Here is an 18,956-nt window from a genome sequence, read left to right as displayed (position 1 = left end):
GATGCGAGCGCGCCCTCACCGTTCCCGGTTCGCCGCGCGTGGCGGCGCACGCGCGCATGCACGCACCCGCCGCGAGCGCGGTGCGGCGATCATCACCGCGCTGCTCGTCGTTGCGCTGTCGGCGATCCTCGTGTCGGGGATGCTGTGGCGTCAGCAGGTGCAGATTCGCCGCATCGAGAACCAGCGCGTGATCGCGCAGGCGCAGTGGGTCGCGCGCGGCGCGCTCGACTGGACGCGCATGATCCTGCGCTCCGAAGGCGACACGGCGCCCGGCATTACCTATCTCGGCGGGATCTGGGCCGTGCCGATCGCGAAGACCAAGCTGTCCGACTTCCTCGGCCGGATCGGCGCGCCGAACGACAACGGCGGCGAAGACACCTACATCTCCGGATCGATCGAGGACGCGCAGGCGAAGTACAACCTGCGCAACCTCGTGTCGTCGCCGGCGCCCGGCGTGCTGCAGCTCAACGTGATGCAGCTCCAGGCGTTCCAGCGGCTGTTAACGACGCTCGGCTACGACGGCGCGTTCGCTAAGCGGATCGCGCTGCAGATGCGCGCGGGCCTGATGCATTCGGCGACGCGCTTCCAGACGCCGACGCTGCCCGGCGCCGGTACGGCCGCGACCGCGCCGGTGCCCGGCGGCGACATGACCGGCAACATCACCGACGAACCGGGGATGTCCGACGGCGATCGCGGGCCCGCGCCGCTCCAGATGACCGGCGTCGACAGCCTGCTCGACGTCGACGGCGTGACGCCCGAGATGGTCGCGCGGCTGCGCCCGTTCGTCACCGTGCTGCCGACCACCACGCCGGTGAACATGAACACCGCGCCGGCCGAGGTGATCGCGGCGCTGGTGCCGGGGATGAGCGTGTCGTCCGCGCAGGCGCTCGTGGCGCGGCGCGAGACCGTGTTTTTCCGCAACGTCGGCGACGTGCAGCTCGCGCTGCGCGGCGCCGGCGCGCCGCCGAACGCGACGATCGATTCGAGCCTCGTCGACGTCAATTCGAACTATTTCATCGTGCACGGCCGGATTCAGCACGATCGCGCGGAGGTCGATCGCACCTCGCTCGTGTATCGTGATTCGACCACGCACTCGACGCGGGTCGTGCGCATCCGCGACCAGCTATAACGACGCCATTCGGGAGAGGAGCTCTTGAGCACGCTGATTGTTTCTTTGCCTCCGCGCGAGCCGGCCGTGCCGCTGCAGGAGTGGCAGTGGCCGGAGCTGCCGTTCACGCTCGTGGACAAGGCCGGCCAGGTGCAGCGCGCGGGCCGCGCCGCGCTCGCGCTGCTGCCGCGCGCGAATGCGACGGTGCTGATCGTCGCCGCGCGCGACGTGCTGCTGCTGGCCGCGACCGTGCCGCCGCTCAAGGGGCCGAAGCTGCGCCAGGCGCTGCCCAACATCGTCGAGGACCAGCTGATCCAGGATCCGCTCGGCTGCCATATCGCGCTCGATCCGGTCGCGCTGCCGGACGGCCGCCGCGTGCTGGCCGTCGTCGATCGCGCGTGGTTCCGCGCGATCTGCGACGCGTTCACGGCAGCCGGCCACCGGCACCTGAGCGCCGTGCCCGCGACGCGCTGCCTGCCCGCGCCGCGGGCGCCGGCTGCGGACGCGGCGCCCGATGCGCCTGCCGACGGTGAGGCCACGCCGGCCGACGCAATCACGGCGGCGGACGAGCCGCCCCTTCGCCCGACGGCGGTGGCCGCGGTGCTCGGCCTCGCGACGACGGTCGAACCCGTGCTCGTGGAAGCCGGCGCGCAGCCGGCCGCGGCCGGTGCGCCGCGTCTCGAGCTCGCGGTCGCGCGCGGCGCGCTCGGCGAAGGTTTCGCGGCGCCGGCATCCCGCGCGGGCGGCACGCTGGCCGCGCTCGCCGGTGGTGGCGACGTCGAGCTGTACGAACTCGGCGAACCGGGCGCGGAGCCGCGCCTCGCGTCGGTCGGGCGTGCCGACGGCCCGCTGCTGCCGGGCGCGCAACCGCTGTCGTTCGACGCATTCGCGCGGCGTGCGCTGACCGAGCGCTTCGATTTGTGCCAGTTCGAATTCGAATCCCAGCCGTGGCGCTTCGACCGCGCGACGGTGAAGCGCCTGCGCGTGCCGATCGCACTCGCCGCGGCCACGCTCGGTGTCGCGGTGATCGGGATGAACCTGCACTGGTGGAAGCTGTCGCGCGAGCGCGACGCGCTGTCCGCGCAGATCACCGAGACGCTGCTGTCGGCCTTCCCGAAGACGACGACGGTGCTCGATCCGCCCGCGCAGATGCAGCGTCAGCTCGACCAGCTGCGCCTTGCGGCGGGCGAGCTGTCGCCGAACGATTTCCTCGCGCTGTCGAGCGGGTTGTCGCGTTCGATGGGCGCGCTGCCGCTGAACGGAATCGCGTCGCTCGATTATCACGACCGGCGGCTCGACGTCGGCTTCAAGCCGGAGGTCAAGGTCGACCCCGATTTCCCGCAGCGTCTCGCGCGCAACGGGCTGTCCGGCGAAGTCGACAGCAGCACCGGCAAATGGACGATCCGGAGCCGCTCATGAAGACCGAACAACTGAACCAGACGCTGGCCCAGTTCTGGGGCGAACGCACGCCGCGCGAGCGGACGCTGCTCGGCTGGGGCGGCGCCGTGCTGGCGGTCGCGATCGCGTATTCGGTGCTGTGGTCGCCCGCGCAGGAAGGCCGCGCGCGGATCCGCCACGAACTGCCGACGATGCGCCGCGAGCTCGCGCAGATGACCGCGCAGGCCACCGAGGCGAAGTCGCTGACGGTCGCCGCGCAAGGCGTCGCGCCGACCGGCCTCGCGCTGAAGGATGCGCTCACCGCGTCGCTGTCCGATCACGGGCTGCAGGGCGCGCAGGTGCAGGTCGTCGGTAACGGCGTGCAGGTCCAGATGAAGAACGTGCCGTTCCCGGTGTGGACGCAGTGGCTCGACGACGCGCGCCGGCAGTTCAAGGTGCAGGTCGGCGAAGCGCACGTGACCGCGCTGAAGGAAGACGGCCAGGTCGACCTGACGGCCGTGATGCAACCCTCGACGCAGAAATGACGCAGTGGATGAAACAAGCGACGGTCGGCCGATGAGGCCAGGGATTCGGCGGCTCGTCGCCGCATTGCCGTGGGTGGTGGCGGGCGGGCTCGCGACGGCGCTGACGCTCGTCGCGCTCGCGCCGGCCGCCTGGATCGCCCCGCAGTTCGCGCGCGCGACCGGTGGGCACGTCAACCTCGTCGATCCGGACGGATCGCTGTGGCACGGCTCGGGCACGCTGATGCTCGCGCCGGGCGCCGACCAGAGCGCGGCGACGCTGCTGCCGGGCCGGGTCGAATGGACCACGGGCTTCTGGCCGCTCCTGACCGGGCGCGTGCGGATGCGCATGCGGCAGACCGAGGCGATGCCCGACGCCGTCACGCTCGACGCGACGTGGCGCGGCGCGGTGCTGTCGGCGGGCTCGATGGCCGTGCCCGCGTCGCTGCTCGCCGGGCTCGGCACGCCGTTCAACACGCTCGATCTGCAGGGTGACGTGCGGCTCGGCTGGACCGACTGGCGGATGATCGGCAACAACGCGTTCGGCCAGTTGACGGTGACGATCGATTCGATGAGTTCGCGCGTGTCGCGCGTGAAGCCGCTCGGCTCGTACCGTGCGGTGCTGCAGGCGAAGGGCTCGGACGCCGATCTCGACCTGTCGACGACGCAGGGCCCGCTGTTCCTCGACGGGCACGGCAGCTTTGGCCCCGGCCAGGGTTCGTTTCGCGGCACCGCGCATGCGGCGCCCGAGCAGCAGGCGAACCTCGCGGGGCTGCTGAACCTGCTCGGCCATCCGATCGGCAACAACCAGGTGTCGCTGATCTTCGGCGACGCGACGCGCTGACGCGCGAAGTGTGCTCAAACAAATGTGATCGGCTGGAATGATTTTCACGGAAGTCACTGCCGGCCGGGTTGCAATACGTCGATCCCTCCATCGATTCAGATATCGATGGCGCGGACAATGAAACGAAGGGCCGGCAAAACCGGCCCATGTAACTTACTTGTCGCCCGTCGGCGTTTTCAGAACCCAATAGCGCTCGCCGTTCGGTGTAGGCGGCATGATATTGCCGATACCGATGGAGCGAGTGTCATTCGGATTTCCGACGGGATACCACGTACCACCCTGCGGGCATTTTTCTCCGATATTTGCAGTCATTTCAGTCGTTTCCTTGTTAATGGTGAATTCGCATCATGGTGTTGATGCAATGAATTCATGGGCTGAGCCATTAATAAGTTCGCGAATTTTATTTTGAGATAATTGCAAGATGACGAAAATCAAGTTTTATAATTTTTGTCGAATTCGATTATCCTTTCTAGGAAGTGACCGAAAGATGCCATTTTCGCCGTCCTTTTGGTAAGCGATATGGCATGCAGTCGTTCAATCGAGCGTAATATTCATTTCTGCGCGACCGACGCGCTGCTCGCCGGCACCGGCGCCGCCACATCGCCCGTTTCGCGCGCCATGTCCGATGCATCCCAGCCGCCGCCGAGCGCCTTCACGAGCCCGACCGACGACACCATCCGCTGCCCGCCGATCGTCGCGAGCTTTTGCTGCGCGGTGAACGCGGTGGTCTGCGCGGTCAGCACGTTCAGGTAGGCGACCGTGCCGGCCTTGTACTGGTTCGTGACGATCGCGAGCGCGTGCTCGGCGCTGTCGACGGCCTGCCGCTGCACGTCGACTTCCTGCGCGAGGATGCGCTGCGACGCGAGGTTGTCCTCGACATCCTGGAACGCGGTGAGCACCGCGAGGCGGTACGCGGCGACATCCTGGTCGTAGGTCGCGCGCGCGGCATCGGTCTGCGCGGCGCGCAGGCCGGCGTCGAACAACGTCGCCGCGAGCTGCGGGCCGACCGTCCAGAACCGCGCGGGGAGCGTGAACAGCTGCGACCACACCGAGCTCTGGAAACCGCCGGTGGCCGACAGCGTGAGCGTCGGGAAGAACGCGGCAATCGCGACGCCGATTTGCTCGTTCGCGGCCGCCGCGCGGCGCTCGGCCGCCGCGATGTCGGGCCGGCGCTCGAGCAGCGCGGACGGCACGTCGACCGGCGTGATCGGCGGTTCCGCCGCGAGCGGATTCGGCGGCAGCGAGAACGTCGAGGCCGGTTCGCCGATCAGCGTCGCGATCGCGTGCTCGTACTGCGCGCGCGCGACGCCGTTGTCGATCGCCGCGGCCTGCGCGCTCTGCAGCTGCGTCTGCGCCTGGATCACGTCCGCGCGCGCGGCGACGCCCTGCGCATACTGGTTCTGCGTGAGCTTCAGCGATTCGCCGTACGACTTCACGGTGTCGTCGAGCAGCTTCTGCAGCGCATCGGACGTGCGCAGCTGGAAGTAGGTCTGCGCGAGCAGCGCCTGCTGCGACAGCCGCGCGTTCGCGAGATCGGCCGCGGCGGCCGCCTCGCCGGCGCGCTGCGCGCTGACGCTGCGGCTCACCTTGCCCCACAAGTCGGGCTCCCAGCTCGCATCGAGACCGACGCTGTAGCTGTTGCCGATCGACGAGCTGCTGCCGAGACCCGACGTGCTCGACGTCGACGCGCGCCCCGTGCGGGAGCGCGAGCCCGACGCGGTCAACCCGACGGTCGGGAAGTACGCGGCACGCGCTTCGGCGACGAGCGCGCGGGCTTGCCGGTACGCGGCGGCCGATTGCGCGATGGTCTGGTTCGATGCGTTGAGCTTGCCGATCAGCGCGTCGAGCTGCGGATCGTTGTAGACGGTCCACCACGGGCCGCGGTCGGCCCGGTCGGCGGGCTGTGCGACCTTCCAGCCGGCCGGCGCTTCCTTGAAGGCGGCGGGGATCGACGTGTCGGGCCGGTGATAGTCGGGCCCGACGGCGCAGCCGGCGAGCAGCACGGCCGTCGCAACGGCGACGGCGGCGCTCAGCGGGCGAAGGGCGCGCGGGAGGGGGGCGTACGGCATCGTGGTATTCCTGTCTGGGCGCGATGGCCGGCGAGCGGCGTCGCGCGATGCGGTCGTTGTGCCGCTGGCGGACAAATGGTAACTGACGGCGGGAAAGCTGCGCAGCCCTAAGGGTACGGTGCGCGGCGGCACGAATGTGTTACCGGCTCGGCCGGCCGGTTTACCGGTCATTACGGATCGCTTGCGCGCGGAGCGGGCAACGAATGCGGCGCGGACGGCGCCGGGCCGCGGGGATGCGGCCGACGTTCAGTCCGGATGGCGGGGGTGGTGCGGTGTCAGTGGCAGTGCACGGGCACCGGGACGGGATCGGCGGCGGACCGCCATGTCGACGGCTCCGTTGCCGCCGGCTGGCTCGTGCGGCGGGCGGTGTGCTTCGCGTTGCGCTGCCGGCGGTGATCGAACCATGCGAACCCGAGCGCCGCGAGCGATCCGCCCGGTACCACCAGCATCGTCACGTACAGCGCGATCTTCCAGCCGCGGTGCGGCCCGGAGAACACATGATGAGCGGTATCGGTCAGGTTGCGGCGCAGCGCGCCGGCGGCATTTTTCAGGAACAGCATCGCGAACATCCTCGGGGTGCCCGGCAGCGCGGGCGAAGCGGTCAGAACATCGTCTCCGGCAGTGCAACATGCACGTCGTAACTGGTTGCCTGAAATAATATTGACTAAGCAATTAATTTTCAAGATACTGGGCGCGTTTTGACCTGAAACGCACTATTGCAGCGCGCGCAATTCGCATGAACGGCGGCCTCTACGATCCCGACACCATCGCACTGGAAACGAGCCTCGGTTACTACCTGACCAAGGCCCGGCAGGCGCTCGTCGAGCGAATGGACCGCGCGCTCGAGCCGTACGACCTCACCGCGCAACAGATCGGCGTGATCCTGCTGTTGTCGCGCGGCTATGCGCGCACGCCGTTCGAGCTGTCGCGCAAGATGTCGTACGACAGCGGCTCGATGACCCGGATGCTCGACCGTCTCGAGCGCAAGGGCCTGATCGCACGCTCGCGCAGCGAACAGGACCGCCGGGTGATCGAGCTGACGCTGACCGAACGCGGCGCCGAAGCGGCCCGCGCGCTGCCGTCGCTGATCGCGACCGCGCTGAACGCGCAGCTGGCCGGCTTCTCGGCCGACGAGCTCGCGCTGCTCACCGGCCTGCTGCAGCGGTTCATCGCCAACGGGCCCGGCGACACCGGCTGCCCGAAGCCCGACGAACCGGATTGTTGAGCACGGAGGCCCGATGTCTAGGTTAAGCAGTCGCTTATTTCTCTGTCTGGGCAGAAGATGACAAGGCACGTGCTCCGTCTCTCCCCTCACCCGTTCCAACCAGCCGGGCCGCGCGATATCGTGCGCCCGTGCGCCGTGCCGGCGCGTCGCGCGCGCCGCGTCTAGGAGATTCCGATGTCCGCCACCACGGCATCCGCCGCGCCCCGTCCCGCCGAACCCGCGCCGCTGACCGGCGGCGCGCTCGCGCTCCTCACCGTCGGGCTCGCGCTCGGCACCTTCATGGAAGTGCTCGACACGTCGATCGCGAACGTCGCGGTGCCGACCATCTCGGGCAGCCTCGGCGTCGCGACGAGCGAAGGCACGTGGGTGATCTCGTCGTATTCGGTCGCGTCCGCGATCGCGGTGCCGCTGACCGGCTGGCTCGCGCGGCGGGTCGGCGAAGTGCGCCTGTTCACGCTGTCGGTGCTCGCATTCACGATCGCGTCGGCGCTGTGCGGCCTCGCGGAGAACTTCGAGACGCTGATCGCGTTCCGGCTGCTGCAGGGCCTCGTGTCGGGGCCGATGGTGCCGCTGTCGCAGACGATCCTGATGCGCAGCTATCCGCCCGCGAAGCGCGGGCTCGCGCTCGGGCTATGGGCGATGACGGTGATCGTCGCACCCATCTTCGGCCCGTTGCTGGGCGGCTGGATCAGCGACAACTACACGTGGCCCTGGATCTTCTACATCAACCTGCCGATCGGGATCTTTTCGGCGGCCTGCGCGTACTTCCTGCTGCGCGGCCGCGAAACGAAGACGACCAGGCAGCGGATCGACGCGGTCGGCCTCGCGCTGCTCGTGATCGGCGTGTCGTGCCTGCAGATGATGCTCGACCTCGGCAAGGACCGCGACTGGTTCAACTCGACCTTCATCGTCGCGCTCGCGCTGATCGCGGTCGTGTCGCTGGCGTTCATGCTCGTGTGGGAGGCGACCGAGAAGGAACCGGTGGTCGATCTGTCGCTGTTCAAGGACCGCAACTTCGCGCTCGGCGCGATGATCATCTCGTTCGGCTTCATGGCGTTCTTCGGCTCGGTCGTGATCTTCCCGCTGTGGCTGCAGACGGTGATGGGCTACACGGCCGGCAAGGCCGGCCTCGCGACCGCGCCGGTCGGGCTGCTCGCGCTCGTGTTGTCGCCGCTGATCGGGCGCAACATGCACCGGCTCGACCTGCGGATGGTCGCGAGCTTCGCGTTCATCGTGTTCGCCGGCGTGTCGATCTGGAACTCGACGTTCACGCTCGACGTGCCGTTCAACCATGTGATCCTGCCGCGGCTCGTGCAGGGGATCGGCGTCGCGTGCTTCTTCGTGCCGATGACGACGATCACGCTGTCGAGCATCTCCGACGAGCGGCTCGCGAGCGCTTCGGGGCTGTCGAACTTCCTGCGCACGCTGTCCGGCGCGATCGGCACCGCGGCCAGCTCGACGTTCTGGGAGAACGACGCGATCTACCACCACGCGCGGCTGTCGGAATCGGTGAGCGTCTATGCGCAGAGCACGACCGACTACCAGGGCGCGCTCGCGCAGCTCGGCATCGTCGGGCAGACGGCCAACGCTCAGCTCAACCAGCTCGTCACGCAGCAGGGCTTCATGATGGCGACCAACGACTTCTTCCACCTGTCGGCGGGCGTGTTCATCGCGCTCGCGGCGCTCGTGTGGATCACGAAGCCGAAGAAGGGCGCGGGGCCGGCGATGGGGCACTGAACGCGCGACGGGCCGCGCCGGCGCCGGCCCGCTCCTCTTCCATCCCGGCGGTGAGTCTCACTCCCGCGCCAGCAATCCGCCGAACGCCAGATCGTCGCCCGACGCGATCGGCAGCGTCGCCCGCGCGACCTCGAGCCATGCACGCGCCGCGTGCGACAGGTAACCCTTCTTCAGCCAGCCGAGCGCGATCGCCCACGTGATTTCCGGCTCGACGATCGGCCGGCACGTGAACTGCCGCGCGTCGAGCCGCCGGCAGTACGGCTCCGGCAACAGCGCGATGCCGACGCCCGCGTGCACGAGGGCCGCCATGAAATCCCAGTGTCCGCTGCGGCTCACGATCGACGGCGTGAAGCCGGCCTGCCGGCATGCGTCGAGCACCGCATCGTGCAGCGCGAGGCTCTCCGCGTAGAACACGAACGACTCGCGCTCGAGATCGGCGAGCGGCACGGCCTTGTGGTCCTCCCAGCGCGACTCGCGCGGCGCGACGAGCCACAGCGGCGCGCGCACCATCGGCAACCGCTCGAACGTGGCGGGATCGACCGGCTCCAGCAGCCCGCCGAGCTCGAGCTCGCCCGACATCAGCGCGGCCTCGATCATCCGCGCGCCCTGCTCGAACAGCTTCAGCTCGATGTTCGGATAGCGCTGCTTGTACGCGGCGATGATCGGCGTGAACAGCGACCCGCCGAGCGGCGGAATGCCGATCGTCAGCTCGCCGCGCCCAAGCGTGCCGAGATCCTTCAGCTCCGACTGCAGCTGCGCCTGCGCCGCGAGCACGTCCTGGCCGCGCTGGAACACGATCCGCCCCGCGTCGGTCAGCACCATCTGCCGGCCGTCGCGCAGCAGCAGCGGCGAGCCGATTTCGTCCTCGAGCGCCTTCACCATCTTGCTGATGGTCGGCTGCGTGACGAACAGCCGGTCGGCGGCCGCCGTGAAACTCTGCTGACGGACCACCTCGACGAAGTACCGCAGCGCGCGCAATTCCATCGATCACTCCCCAGGTTGGTGCAGCGAACACAAACTGAATTCCGAATTGGAATGATAAGGATAGAGACAAGTCATTTTATTTATGGTTAGGGGAAACCCTATACTCACACCATCGACGAAACATCTGTATGGAGCCCGCCATGACCCAGCCGACCGCCACTGCCGCCGCCCGCCCCGCCGCTTCGGGCAACGTTGCGCGTACGGGCCGGATCGTGCTTCAGGCCACCGCGCTCGGCGTGCTGTGGATGGCCGTCGACTGGACGGTGCGCGCGGTCGGGCTGCCGGTGCCGTCCGGTGTGATCGGCCTCGCGGTGCTGCTCGCGCTGCTGTTTTCGGGCCGCGTCGCGCCCGCGTGGGTCAAGGACGGCGCGAACTGGCTGCTGTCCGACATGCTGCTGTTCTTCGTGCCGGCCGCCGTCGCGGCCGTCCAGTACGGCGGGCTGTTCCGCGAGGACGGCTGGCGTATCGCGCTGGTCATGCTCGCCGGCACCGCCTTCGTGATGGTCGCGGTGGCGGTGGCGGTCGACCTCGCCGCGAAGCTCGAACGCCGGCTCGCCGCGCAGCGCGTGTTCGCCGAGCGCCGCCGCGCGCGCCTCGCCACCGTGTCCGCCCACTGAGCCGGAGCCTGGAATGCCTGCGCTGCTGTCGAACCTGTCCGCCGACCAGGTGAATACCGCGATTTCCGTCGGCTGCTTCGTGCTGACGGTCGTCCTGTATTTTGTGTCGAAGCGGCTCTACGCGTACAGGAAGACGCTGCTGTTCTCGCCGCTCGTGTTCGTGCCCGGCGTGCTGGTGCTGCTGGTCCTGCTGACCGGCATCCCGTATTCGGTCTATTTCCGCGACACGCGCTGGCTGATGTGGCTGCTCGGCCCGGCGACGATCGCGTTCGCGGTGCCGATCTACGAGTACCGCGACCTGATCCGCCGCCACTGGCTGTCGCTGTCGGTCGGCGTCGCGGTCGGGATCGGCGCGGGCGTGTGCGGGTCGCTGTTGCTCGCGAAGCTGCTGCACCTGTCGCCCGAGCTGCAGCGCTCGCTGATGACGCGCTCGGTCTCGACCCCGTTCGCGCTGGCCGTATCCGACAAGATCCATGCCCCGAAGGACCTCACCGCCCTCTTCGTGATCGCGACCGGCATCTGCGGGATGCTGCTCGGCGAAATCGTGCTGGCGCTGGTGCCGATGCGCACGCGGCTCGCGCGCGGCGCGCTGTTCGGCGCGGCCGCCCACGGCGTGGGCACCGCGAAGGCGCGCGAGATCGGCAGCGAGGAAGGCGTCGTGTCGAGCCTCACGATGATGATCGCCGGCGTCGCGATGGTGCTGATCGCGCCGCTCTTGTCGCTGTTGCCGATCTGACGCCGCGCGGGTGGACGCCGCCGCCAGCCCGCTCCGCCTCGCAGCCCCGGCGCCCGCCGGCTGCGCCTCACCCCGCCGTTCCCGCCCTGCATCGAGCCGACACCCGCCCGACAATCGGCTGAGATAGCCGCAATTCCCCCCTCTTTTCCGCCCATCGGGCTCGGCCCGGATGCCGAACAATGCATGCTACGAGACATCACGCACGCATTCACATGGCCTCCACGACTGCAAACCCGACCGCCGACAAGCCGGCTTCGTCCGGCAAGTTCAAGCGCATCGCGCTCATCGCCGTCATCGCGCTGGGCGCGGCCGCCGCCGCCGCGGGCGGCATGTACGTGTTCCTGAGCAAGGCAGGCGTCGGCCATGCGAGCGCGCCCGCCGAACCCGCGCCGCTTGCCGCGCCGGTGTTCTTCCCGCTCGACCCGTTGACCGTCAACCTGCAGTCGGACGACGGCGTGCAGCACTACCTGCGCGTCGGCCTGTCGCTGAAGCTCACCGACCCGAAGGCGCAGGAGCAGCTGACCGCGCGCATGCCGGAGATCCGCAGCCGGATCCTGCTCGCGCTGTCGAACAAGCATCCCGAGGATCTCGCGACGCCGGACGGCAAGCGTTCGCTCGCGACGGAACTGCGGGAGCTGATCGAACAGCCGACGCAGCCGGGCAACCAGCGCGCGAAGGTCGACGACGTGCTGTTCACCGAATTCGTCGTCCAATAACGCGGCCGGACAAGGAGCGCGCATGGGCCACCAGGAGTTCATGTCCCAGGAGGAGGTCGACGCCCTCCTCAAGGGCGTCACGGGCGAAACCGATTCAGTCGACGAGCAGCGCGACACGTCGGGCGTCCGCCCCTACAACATCGCGACGCAGGAGCGGATCGTCCGCGGCCGGATGCCCGGCCTCGAGATCATCAACGACCGCTTCGCGCGCCTCTTGCGGATCGGCATCTTCAACTTCATGCGGCGCACGGCGGAAATCTCCGTGAGCCAGGTGAAGGTGCAGAAGTACAGCGAGTTCACCCGCAACCTGCCGATCCCGACGAACCTGAACCTGGTGCACGTGAAGCCGCTGCGCGGCACGTCGCTGTTCGTGTTCGACCCGAACCTCGTGTTCTTCGTCGTCGACAACCTGTTCGGCGGCGACGGGCGCTTTCACACGCGCGTCGAGGGCCGCGACTTCACGGCCACCGAGCAGCGGATCATCGGCAAGCTGCTGAACCTGGTGTTCGAGCACTACACGACCGCGTGGAAGAGCGTGCGGCCGCTGCAGTTCGAATTCGTGCGCTCGGAGATGCATACGCAGTTCGCGAACGTCGCGACGCCGAACGAGATCGTGATCGTCACGCAGTTCTCGATCGAGTTCGGGCCGACGGGCGGCACGCTGCACATCTGCATGCCGTACTCGATGGTCGAGCCGATCCGCGACGTGCTCGCGTCGCCGATCCAGGGCGAGGCGCTCGAGGTCGACCGCCGCTGGGTGCGCGTGCTGTCGCAGCAGGTGCAGTCGGCCGAGGTCGAGCTGAGCGCGAATCTCGCCGAGATCCCGTCGACCTTCGAGAAGATCCTGAACCTGCGTGCGGGCGACGTGCTGCCGCTGGAGATCGAGGACACGATCACCGCGAAGGTCGACGGCGTGCCGGTGATGGAATGCGGCTACGGCATTTTCAATGGTCAATATGCGTTGCGCGTGCAGAAGATGATCAGCGCGGGCGACACGATGAAGGAAGGTGGATATGAGTGAGCTGAACCCGACGCCCGAACTCGACCCGCAGGCGCTCGCCGACGCGGCGCTCGCGGAATCGGCCGCGGCCGTGCCGGCGGCCCCCGCCGCGGCGGAGGAAGAGTCGAGCCTGGATGACTGGGCCGCCGCGCTGGCCGAGCAGAACCAGCAGCCGGTGCAGGCGGGCGCGACCGGCGCCGGCGTGTTCCAGCCGCTGTCGAAGGCCGCGGCCAGCTCGACGCACAACGACATCGAGATGATTCTCGACATCCCGGTCAAGATGACCGTGGAACTCGGCCGCACGAAGATCGCGATCCGCAACCTGCTGCAGCTCGCGCAGGGTTCGGTCGTCGAACTCGACGGCCTCGCCGGCGAGCCGATGGACGTGCTCGTGAACGGCTGCCTGATCGCGCAGGGCGAGGTCGTGGTCGTCAACGACAAGTTCGGCATCCGGCTGACCGACATCATCACGCCGGCCGAACGCATCCGGAAGCTGAATCGGTGAACGTCATGACGTCCGGCCGCGGCGCGCGCCTTTTGCCGAGCGTGGCGACGCTGGCCATCGCCGCGTCGTTCGTCTGCGCGCCGGCCGGCGCCGCCGACATGAACGCGGTGAACAACGCCGGCGCCATCGCGTCGAGCGTGACGGTCGGCTCGGCCGTGCCGTCGCTCGGCGTCGGCGCGGTGCTGCAGACGCTCGTCGGGCTCGCGGTCGTGATCGGCCTCGTGTTCGGCTGCGCGTGGCTCGCGCGCCGCTTCGGGTTCCAGCCCGCGCGGCGCGGCGGCCCGCTGAAGGTCGTGTCGAGCGTCGGGCTCGGCGCGAAGGAAAGCGCGACGATCGTCGAGATCGGCGATACCTGGCTCGTGCTCGGCGTCGCGCCGGGCAACGTGCGGCTGCTGCATACGCTGCCGGCCGGCTCGGCGGCGGTCACGACGGCGCCGGCTTCGGCCGACGCCCCCGCCGGCGTTGCATCGGACGAACGCGGCCAGCCCGGGACGTTCGGCGCGCGGTTTCGCGATGCGCTCGCGGGCGAAGCCGCGAAGCGCTTCGGGCGCGGCAAGGACCGCTGACATGGCGTCGCGCCCTCTTTCCGTATTCGCATCTCGATGAAACACGAATTCCTGCGTCACGCGGCGCGCTTCGCGCCCGTGCTGATCCTCGGCCTCGCCCCCGCGCTCGCATGCGCGCAGGCGGCCGGCCTGCCCGCGTTCAACACGAGCCCGGGCCCGAACGGCGGCACCACCTATTCGCTGAGCGTGCAGACGATGCTGCTGCTCACGATGCTGTCGTTTCTGCCGGCGATGCTGCTGATGATGACGAGCTTCACGCGCATCATCATCGTGCTGTCGCTGCTGCGCCAGGCGCTCGGCACCGCGACGACGCCGCCGAACCAGGTGCTGGTCGGCCTCGCGATGTTCCTCACCTTCTTCGTGATGTCGCCGGTGCTCGACCGCGCGTACGCCGACGGCTACAAGCCGTTCTCCGACGGCGCGATGCCGATGGAGCAGGCCGTGCAGCGCGGCGTCGCGCCGTTCAAGAGCTTCATGCTGAAGCAGACTCGCGAGACCGATCTCGCGCTGTTCGCGAAGATTTCGAAAGCCGCGCCGATGCAGGGCCCGGAAGACGTGCCGCTGTCGCTGCTGGTCCCCGCGTTCGTCACGAGCGAGCTGAAGACCGGTTTTCAGATCGGCTTCACGATCTTCATCCCGTTCCTGATCATCGACATGGTCGTCGCGAGCGTGCTGATGTCGATGGGGATGATGATGGTGTCGCCGTCCACCGTGTCGCTGCCGTTCAAGCTGATGCTGTTCGTGCTCGTCGACGGCTGGCAGCTGCTGATCGGCTCGCTCGCGCAGAGCTTCACGTAAGCGGAGGAAGCGCGCGATGACGCCCGAACAAGTGATGACGCTGGCGCACCAGGCGATGATGGTCGGCCTGCTGCTGGCCGCCCCGCTGCTGCTGGTCGCGCTCGCGGTCGGCCTCGTCGTGAGCCTGTTCCAGGCCGCGACGCAGATCAACGAATCGACGCTGTCGTTCATCCCGAAGCTGCTCGCGGTGGCCGCGACGCTCGTGATCGCCGGCCCGTGGATGCTGACGACGATGCTCGACTACCTGCGGCAGACGCTGCTGCACGTCGCGACGCTCGGCGCCGGCTGAGCGGCACGCCAGACTCCGTACCGCCGCGATGTTTTCGGTCACCTACGCGCAGCTCAACGGCTGGCTGACGGCTTTCCTGTGGCCGTTCGTGCGGATGCTCGCGCTCGTCGCGACGGCGCCCGTGATCGGCCACGCGGCCGTGCCCGTGCGCGTGAAGATCGGCATCGCCGCGTTCATGGCGCTGGTCGTCGCGCCGACGCTCGGCGCGATGCCGGGCGTCACCGTGTTCTCGGCGCAGGGCATCTGGATCGTCGTCACGCAGTTTCTGATCGGCGCGGCGATGGGCTTCACGATGCAGATCGTGTTCGCGGCCGTCGAGGCGGCTGGCGACTTCATCGGCCTGTCGATGGGGCTCGGTTTCGCGACCTTCTTCGACCCGCATTCGAACGGCGCGACGCCGGCGATGGGCCGTTTCCTGAACGCGATCGCGATGCTCGCGTTCCTTGCCGTGGACGGCCATCTGCAGGTATTCGCGGCGCTGGCCGCGTCGTTCCAGTCGCTGCCGGTGTCGGCCGACCTGCTGCACGCGCCCGGCTGGCGCACGCTCGCCGCGTTCGGCGCGACCGTGTTCGAGATGGGGCTGCTGCTCGCGCTGCCGGTGGTCGCGGCGCTGCTGATCGCCAACCTCGCGCTCGGGATCCTGAACCGCGCGGCGCCGCAGATCGGCATCTTCCAGATCGGCTTTCCGGTGACGATGCTGGTCGGGCTGTTGCTCGTGCAACTGATGATCCCGAACCTCGTGCCGTTCGTGGCGCATCTGTTCGACATGGGGCTGGATGCGATGGGGCGGGTGCTGGTGGGGTGGCGGTAGGTGGGGAGCGTGGCTTGGATTTTGCCCATGTGTGGCGATCGTTGTTAGCTTCCACACGGATCACGCGGTACCTGGCGTCGCCTACGCGCGCGTGAGTGGGCAAATCGGGGCGTACGCGTACGAGATGCAGGTTTCCAGGCTGGCCGGAAGCGCCGTAATCACGTTGAACACGGCACGCTCACCATTACCGCGGTCTGAACGCCGAACTTCAACTCATCACACCAACAACAAGGGCCGCACTCGTGGCCCTTGGGTCATCAAATACGCTTAATTACTTCCAGCTCATCCCATAGCTGAGGCAGCCCAATCGACTTCATATAAGTCCCATAATCGAAGAAACTTCCGGAACTAATCTCGCTGCTCGACAACCATGTCGCGTCGCACTCGGGACAAATATAAATTACGCGCTCATTCGCTTTGATTCGCGCCTCTACAATCTCATCTTGCTCACACCGCGGGCAAATCATTTCCACTCCTTCAATGCACTGGATAAGCTGTAATAACCTCGTTCGTTCCAGGACGAGTGATTATCTTGATGTTTGCCTCCCCGGTACTACCTATAGCCCTGCCCATCGGAACGACATAAGCACCCGGATCGTTAGCTAACGGCTGGCGGCGTTTCGCCCAAGCCTCATCCACCAAGTCTAATGAACCGCCTTTCTTGAAGGTACAGAACACTGCGTGAGTTGGCTTGTTTGAATTAGGAGACTCGTGCTCCAAGACATGCTTAATTCGGTTGCCTTGTTTGGACCCTTTGCCGTAGCTCAATCCGATCGGTGTGCTCCAACTCCATGTGCTCTTGTCATAGCCGAGCTTCAGCAACCCGAGCGGGTCAATCCAATTGACCGGATTGGGCGCGTACTGGTAGACATTGATACTCCCTTCCAGTCCGATCGGGTCCTTCGACACGAAACGCCCCGACACCGGATCGAAATACCGATGCCGGTTATAGTGCAGACGCGTCTCAGCATCGAATGATCAGGCAGTGAGGTTCATTCGTATTGCTCAACTTCATGCTTGATCAATTCGAGAAGTTCCTGTGGCGAAAGTAGCTGTCCCTTGCCTTCAGTTCCGGGAAACGCAGCACAAATTCTTCCGTCCGTCTCCATCCCGGGTAGCCATCGCGACAGGAACTCGTCCAGAGCAATAGCTTTAGGATGGAAGTTCTTCCATTCACTACTGGCACACATGACGGCAAATTCCTCTTCCGGCCAGAACGGAATCACCGTATGACCACCCGAGGTACCGGTCGCCCATCCAGTATCGAATAGGCCCCAGACAACTTCGGAGTCGGCAACTTTCCGGACAAAGTAATCACATCGCGCCTGAGTATCGAGCCGCAGAACATTCTCGATCTTCTTCGGGTGAGGTTTCATCAATACCCTCCAACCTAGTGTTGGGTCTTATGGAGGACAGCATCTTGCAATTCGGAGTGCCTATAGCAATAGCCATCTTTTGCTTCCGTCCCGCGCCCGTAAGCGAGTTCCATGCCGGGAGTTCGAGAATTACGTGAGTTGCCGGGCAATCTAACCGACGTACGATTTCCGGTTTCGATGTGCCTTATTTCGTTCCGAATCCAGCCCCTCACCCAACTGGGCTGCATTGGGTCGTCAGCCAGCGCTTTCAGCCTTTCCTGCTTGTTCGACCTCCCATGTGAGCCATCACAGCACATCGGACATGCGAGCTTCGAGGCGAGCCCAAGAGGATCGGTCCACAGGACAGGATTTTCCGCGTATTGATAGACTTTTTACACCGACACGCTCACCCCTCGTATACGCCGCAATCTCTTATCCAGCAAGACTTCCAGCCCTTCGCCTACGCCACGTCAGTAATTTTTCCCTAGACACGATTTTCCCGAGGCACACGCCAAGGCCCAAGCGCGACTCCACGCCGCTTTGCAATATTTGAGTTAACACAATTTTTTGTCTAGCGCCGGGTTTTATCCGGCCACACCGGTCCATGTCAGTAGTCTGAAGACGAACGAAGGACCGCGTCAGCGGCCCTTTCGTTTCTAATTCTTATCGATTTTCAAAATTATATCTAGCAACTGACGAGACCGACTCATCTTCATCTTGCATAAGGCCGCTAATTATCGAAATAGGAGCCTTTTTGTTCGACGCGATACCTTGCCGCACAACCGGATCAGGATCTTTTGCCAAGAGTTCAAATAGCTCTCTGGACAATTTCCTCTTGACGGCGACAAAGCGTCGCACTTCAGCTTCGAACTGACAAAGCTCCGCCAGAATTTCCACAGGAACTGTTTTGTTGTGAGCGACCCACTTTCTGTAGTCTGGAAATCTGACGATTACATCCCTCCAAACTGAGACAGACGCCTCGTCGGTCGCTGCGCGGTCATATTCGTCCTTGATGCGACTGTCTCTCAGCGCAATAAATTCCTCGGCAGACTGGATCATTTCGAATCCTTGCACTTCAGCGAGTTAAAGTTAATGTCCTTGCCTGTATCACTCTTGTGCTTGTTCATGTAGTCGCCATAGACGTCGGCATCGGCCACCCATGTGCCATTTTTGTCGTACACCTTCCAAGCACTATTTCCGTGTCCGGTTTGATCCTCAGACCACCACATGCCTGTGCCCGGATCGCGCACGTATTTAGCGTAACCAACGCCTGGCACATTGCCTGAACATATCCTGTCAAAACGATTTATTTCCCACTTATTCCTGCACGGGCACTTAGCGTTCTGATTGGGTTTGGTCGAATGTGGCTTTCTTCCTGCCCCACCAGGTACCTTTGCCAAGCCAAAAGGATCAACCCACTCAACCGGATTGGGCGCGTATTGATACGCGTTCAGTCCACCTTGCAGCCCAATCGGGTCCTTGCTAACGAACCGCCCACTACCCGGATCGTAGTACCGATGCCGGTTGTAATGCAGCCCCGTCTCACGATCAAAGTACTGCCCCGCAAACCGCAGCGGATTCGCGATCCCGGCCTTGCGCGCCGCCGCGCTGATCACCTCCCGCGCTTCACCCCACGCCTGATAGCGTGCCGACCACGCCAGTTCACCCGCCTCGTCCGTCAACTCCTGCGGCGTGCCG

General features: G+C 66.2%; 23 protein-coding genes and 1 pseudogene. 15 read left to right on the top strand and 9 right to left on the bottom strand.

Going from position 1 to position 18,956, the window contains the following annotated elements:
• Position 1: 1 nt before the first annotated feature.
• The 4 genes from gspK to WS46_RS19700 are packed head-to-tail and all read left to right on the top strand — an operon-like array spanning position 2 to position 3,850.
• Positions 2–1,129 (top strand): type II secretion system minor pseudopilin GspK, encoded by a 1,128-nt coding sequence (gene gspK, locus WS46_RS19715; RefSeq protein ID WP_059531422.1) that lies wholly within the window; start codon positions 2–4, stop codon positions 1,127–1,129.
• Between the two features lie 24 nt (positions 1,130–1,153).
• Positions 1,154–2,527 carry a type II secretion system protein GspL gene (gene gspL, locus WS46_RS19710; RefSeq protein ID WP_059691486.1) on the top strand — a complete coding sequence of 458 codons (1,374 nt, stop codon included), beginning with the start codon at positions 1,154–1,156 and terminating at the stop codon, positions 2,525–2,527.
• On the top strand, positions 2,524–3,030 hold the full coding sequence (gene gspM / locus WS46_RS19705; protein WP_059691574.1) for a type II secretion system protein GspM: 507 nt from the start codon (positions 2,524–2,526) through the stop codon (positions 3,028–3,030). The genes gspL and gspM overlap by 4 nt, the downstream gene beginning before the upstream one ends.
• A 31-nt stretch (positions 3,031–3,061) precedes the next feature.
• On the top strand, positions 3,062–3,850 hold the full coding sequence (locus tag WS46_RS19700; RefSeq protein ID WP_059691485.1) for a type II secretion system protein N: 789 nt from the start codon (positions 3,062–3,064) through the stop codon (positions 3,848–3,850).
• A 153-nt stretch (positions 3,851–4,003) separates the two neighbouring features.
• Here the strand turns inward: WS46_RS19700 and WS46_RS36115 are convergent, their stop codons facing one another.
• The 3 genes from WS46_RS36115 to WS46_RS19690 all read right to left on the bottom strand — a co-directional run bounded on the left by WS46_RS36115 (position 4,004) and on the right by WS46_RS19690 (position 6,479).
• Positions 4,004–4,162, bottom strand: a complete 159-nt coding sequence (locus WS46_RS36115; protein WP_179949172.1) for a hypothetical protein — start codon at positions 4,160–4,162, stop codon at positions 4,004–4,006.
• Between the two features lie 239 nt (positions 4,163–4,401).
• On the bottom strand, positions 4,402–5,919 hold the full coding sequence (locus WS46_RS19695) for an efflux transporter outer membrane subunit (protein ID WP_059691484.1): 1,518 nt from the start codon (positions 5,917–5,919) through the stop codon (positions 4,402–4,404).
• A gap of 275 nt (positions 5,920–6,194) precedes the next feature.
• Positions 6,195–6,479, bottom strand: a complete 285-nt coding sequence (locus tag WS46_RS19690) for a multidrug ABC transporter ATPase (protein WP_082721891.1) — start codon at positions 6,477–6,479, stop codon at positions 6,195–6,197.
• A gap of 176 nt (positions 6,480–6,655) precedes the next feature.
• Between WS46_RS19690 and WS46_RS19685 the strand changes: the two genes are divergently transcribed.
• Together WS46_RS19685 and WS46_RS19680 are read left to right on the top strand one after the other, a co-directional pair.
• The gene (locus tag WS46_RS19685; protein ID WP_059531315.1) at positions 6,656–7,144 is read left to right on the top strand and encodes a MarR family winged helix-turn-helix transcriptional regulator; all 489 of its coding nucleotides are present in this window, start codon (positions 6,656–6,658) and stop codon (positions 7,142–7,144) included.
• Positions 7,145–7,318: 174 nt separating this feature from the next.
• A complete protein-coding gene (locus WS46_RS19680; protein ID WP_059691482.1) occupies positions 7,319–8,881 on the top strand; it encodes a DHA2 family efflux MFS transporter permease subunit in 1,563 nt (520 codons plus the stop codon).
• A gap of 57 nt (positions 8,882–8,938) precedes the next feature.
• Here WS46_RS19680 and WS46_RS19675 read toward each other — a convergent pair whose 3' ends face one another.
• A complete protein-coding gene (locus WS46_RS19675; protein ID WP_059691481.1) occupies positions 8,939–9,865 on the bottom strand; it encodes a LysR family transcriptional regulator in 927 nt (308 codons plus the stop codon).
• Positions 9,866–10,005: 140 nt separating this feature from the next.
• Here WS46_RS19675 and WS46_RS19670 point away from each other — a divergent pair, with 140 nt between their 5' ends.
• The 9 genes from WS46_RS19670 (at position 10,006) to fliR (ending at position 15,903) form a co-directional block, all read left to right on the top strand.
• Positions 10,006–10,482: a CidA/LrgA family protein gene (locus tag WS46_RS19670; RefSeq protein ID WP_059531325.1), complete on the top strand. Its 477-nt coding sequence runs from the start codon at positions 10,006–10,008 to the stop codon at positions 10,480–10,482.
• A gap of 13 nt (positions 10,483–10,495) precedes the next feature.
• Entirely contained in the window at positions 10,496–11,218 is a 723-nt protein-coding gene (locus WS46_RS19665; RefSeq protein WP_059531328.1) for an LrgB family protein, read from the top strand.
• A gap of 179 nt (positions 11,219–11,397) precedes the next feature.
• Entirely contained in the window at positions 11,398–11,934 is a 537-nt protein-coding gene (gene fliL / locus WS46_RS19660) for a flagellar basal body-associated protein FliL (RefSeq protein ID WP_059531331.1), read from the top strand.
• Positions 11,935–11,956: 22 nt separating this feature from the next.
• Positions 11,957–12,955, top strand: coding sequence for a flagellar motor switch protein FliM (gene fliM, locus WS46_RS19655; RefSeq protein ID WP_059531334.1), 999 nt, complete (start codon positions 11,957–11,959; stop codon positions 12,953–12,955).
• Positions 12,948–13,439 carry a flagellar motor switch protein FliN gene (gene fliN / locus WS46_RS19650; protein ID WP_059531336.1) on the top strand — a complete coding sequence of 164 codons (492 nt, stop codon included), beginning with the start codon at positions 12,948–12,950 and terminating at the stop codon, positions 13,437–13,439. The genes fliM and fliN overlap by 8 nt, the downstream gene beginning before the upstream one ends.
• Before the next feature lie 5 nt (positions 13,440–13,444).
• Positions 13,445–14,005 carry a flagellar biosynthetic protein FliO gene (gene fliO / locus WS46_RS19645; protein ID WP_156443160.1) on the top strand — a complete coding sequence of 187 codons (561 nt, stop codon included), beginning with the start codon at positions 13,445–13,447 and terminating at the stop codon, positions 14,003–14,005.
• Positions 14,006–14,041: 36 nt separating this feature from the next.
• Entirely contained in the window at positions 14,042–14,803 is a 762-nt protein-coding gene (gene fliP / locus WS46_RS19640) for a flagellar type III secretion system pore protein FliP (RefSeq protein ID WP_059465943.1), read from the top strand.
• Between the two features lie 16 nt (positions 14,804–14,819).
• A complete protein-coding gene (gene fliQ, locus WS46_RS19635; RefSeq protein ID WP_006750427.1) occupies positions 14,820–15,092 on the top strand; it encodes a flagellar biosynthesis protein FliQ in 273 nt (90 codons plus the stop codon).
• 28 nt (positions 15,093–15,120) lie between these two features.
• Positions 15,121–15,903, top strand: a complete 783-nt coding sequence (fliR, locus tag WS46_RS19630) for a flagellar biosynthetic protein FliR (RefSeq protein ID WP_059691479.1) — start codon at positions 15,121–15,123, stop codon at positions 15,901–15,903.
• A gap of 477 nt (positions 15,904–16,380) precedes the next feature.
• Here the strand turns inward: fliR and WS46_RS34275 are convergent.
• The 5 genes and pseudogenes from WS46_RS34275 to WS46_RS36520 all read right to left on the bottom strand — a co-directional run.
• Positions 16,381–16,875, bottom strand: a pseudogene (locus tag WS46_RS34275) (RHS repeat-associated core domain-containing protein); the annotation flags it as partial.
• 20 nt (positions 16,876–16,895) lie between these two features.
• A complete protein-coding gene (locus WS46_RS34270; protein ID WP_082725365.1) occupies positions 16,896–17,279 on the bottom strand; it encodes a DUF2750 domain-containing protein in 384 nt (127 codons plus the stop codon).
• 14 nt (positions 17,280–17,293) lie between these two features.
• Positions 17,294–17,506 (bottom strand): polymorphic toxin type 8 domain-containing protein, encoded by a 213-nt coding sequence (locus WS46_RS36525; RefSeq protein ID WP_257130015.1) that lies wholly within the window; start codon positions 17,504–17,506, stop codon positions 17,294–17,296.
• 415 nt (positions 17,507–17,921) lie between these two features.
• A complete protein-coding gene (locus WS46_RS19625; protein WP_059691478.1) occupies positions 17,922–18,317 on the bottom strand; it encodes a hypothetical protein in 396 nt (131 codons plus the stop codon).
• On the bottom strand, positions 18,314–18,956 hold a 643-nt coding region (locus WS46_RS36520), incomplete at its 5' end, for an RHS repeat-associated core domain-containing protein (protein ID WP_257130014.1). The genes WS46_RS36520 and WS46_RS19625, both read right to left, overlap by 4 nt.

The organism is Burkholderia sp. RF4-BP95 (assembly GCF_001521985.1).
In the GTDB taxonomy this organism is placed as follows: Bacteria; Pseudomonadota; Gammaproteobacteria; order Burkholderiales; family Burkholderiaceae; genus Burkholderia; species Burkholderia diffusa.
This window is presented reverse-complemented; position numbering and strand designations above follow the sequence as displayed.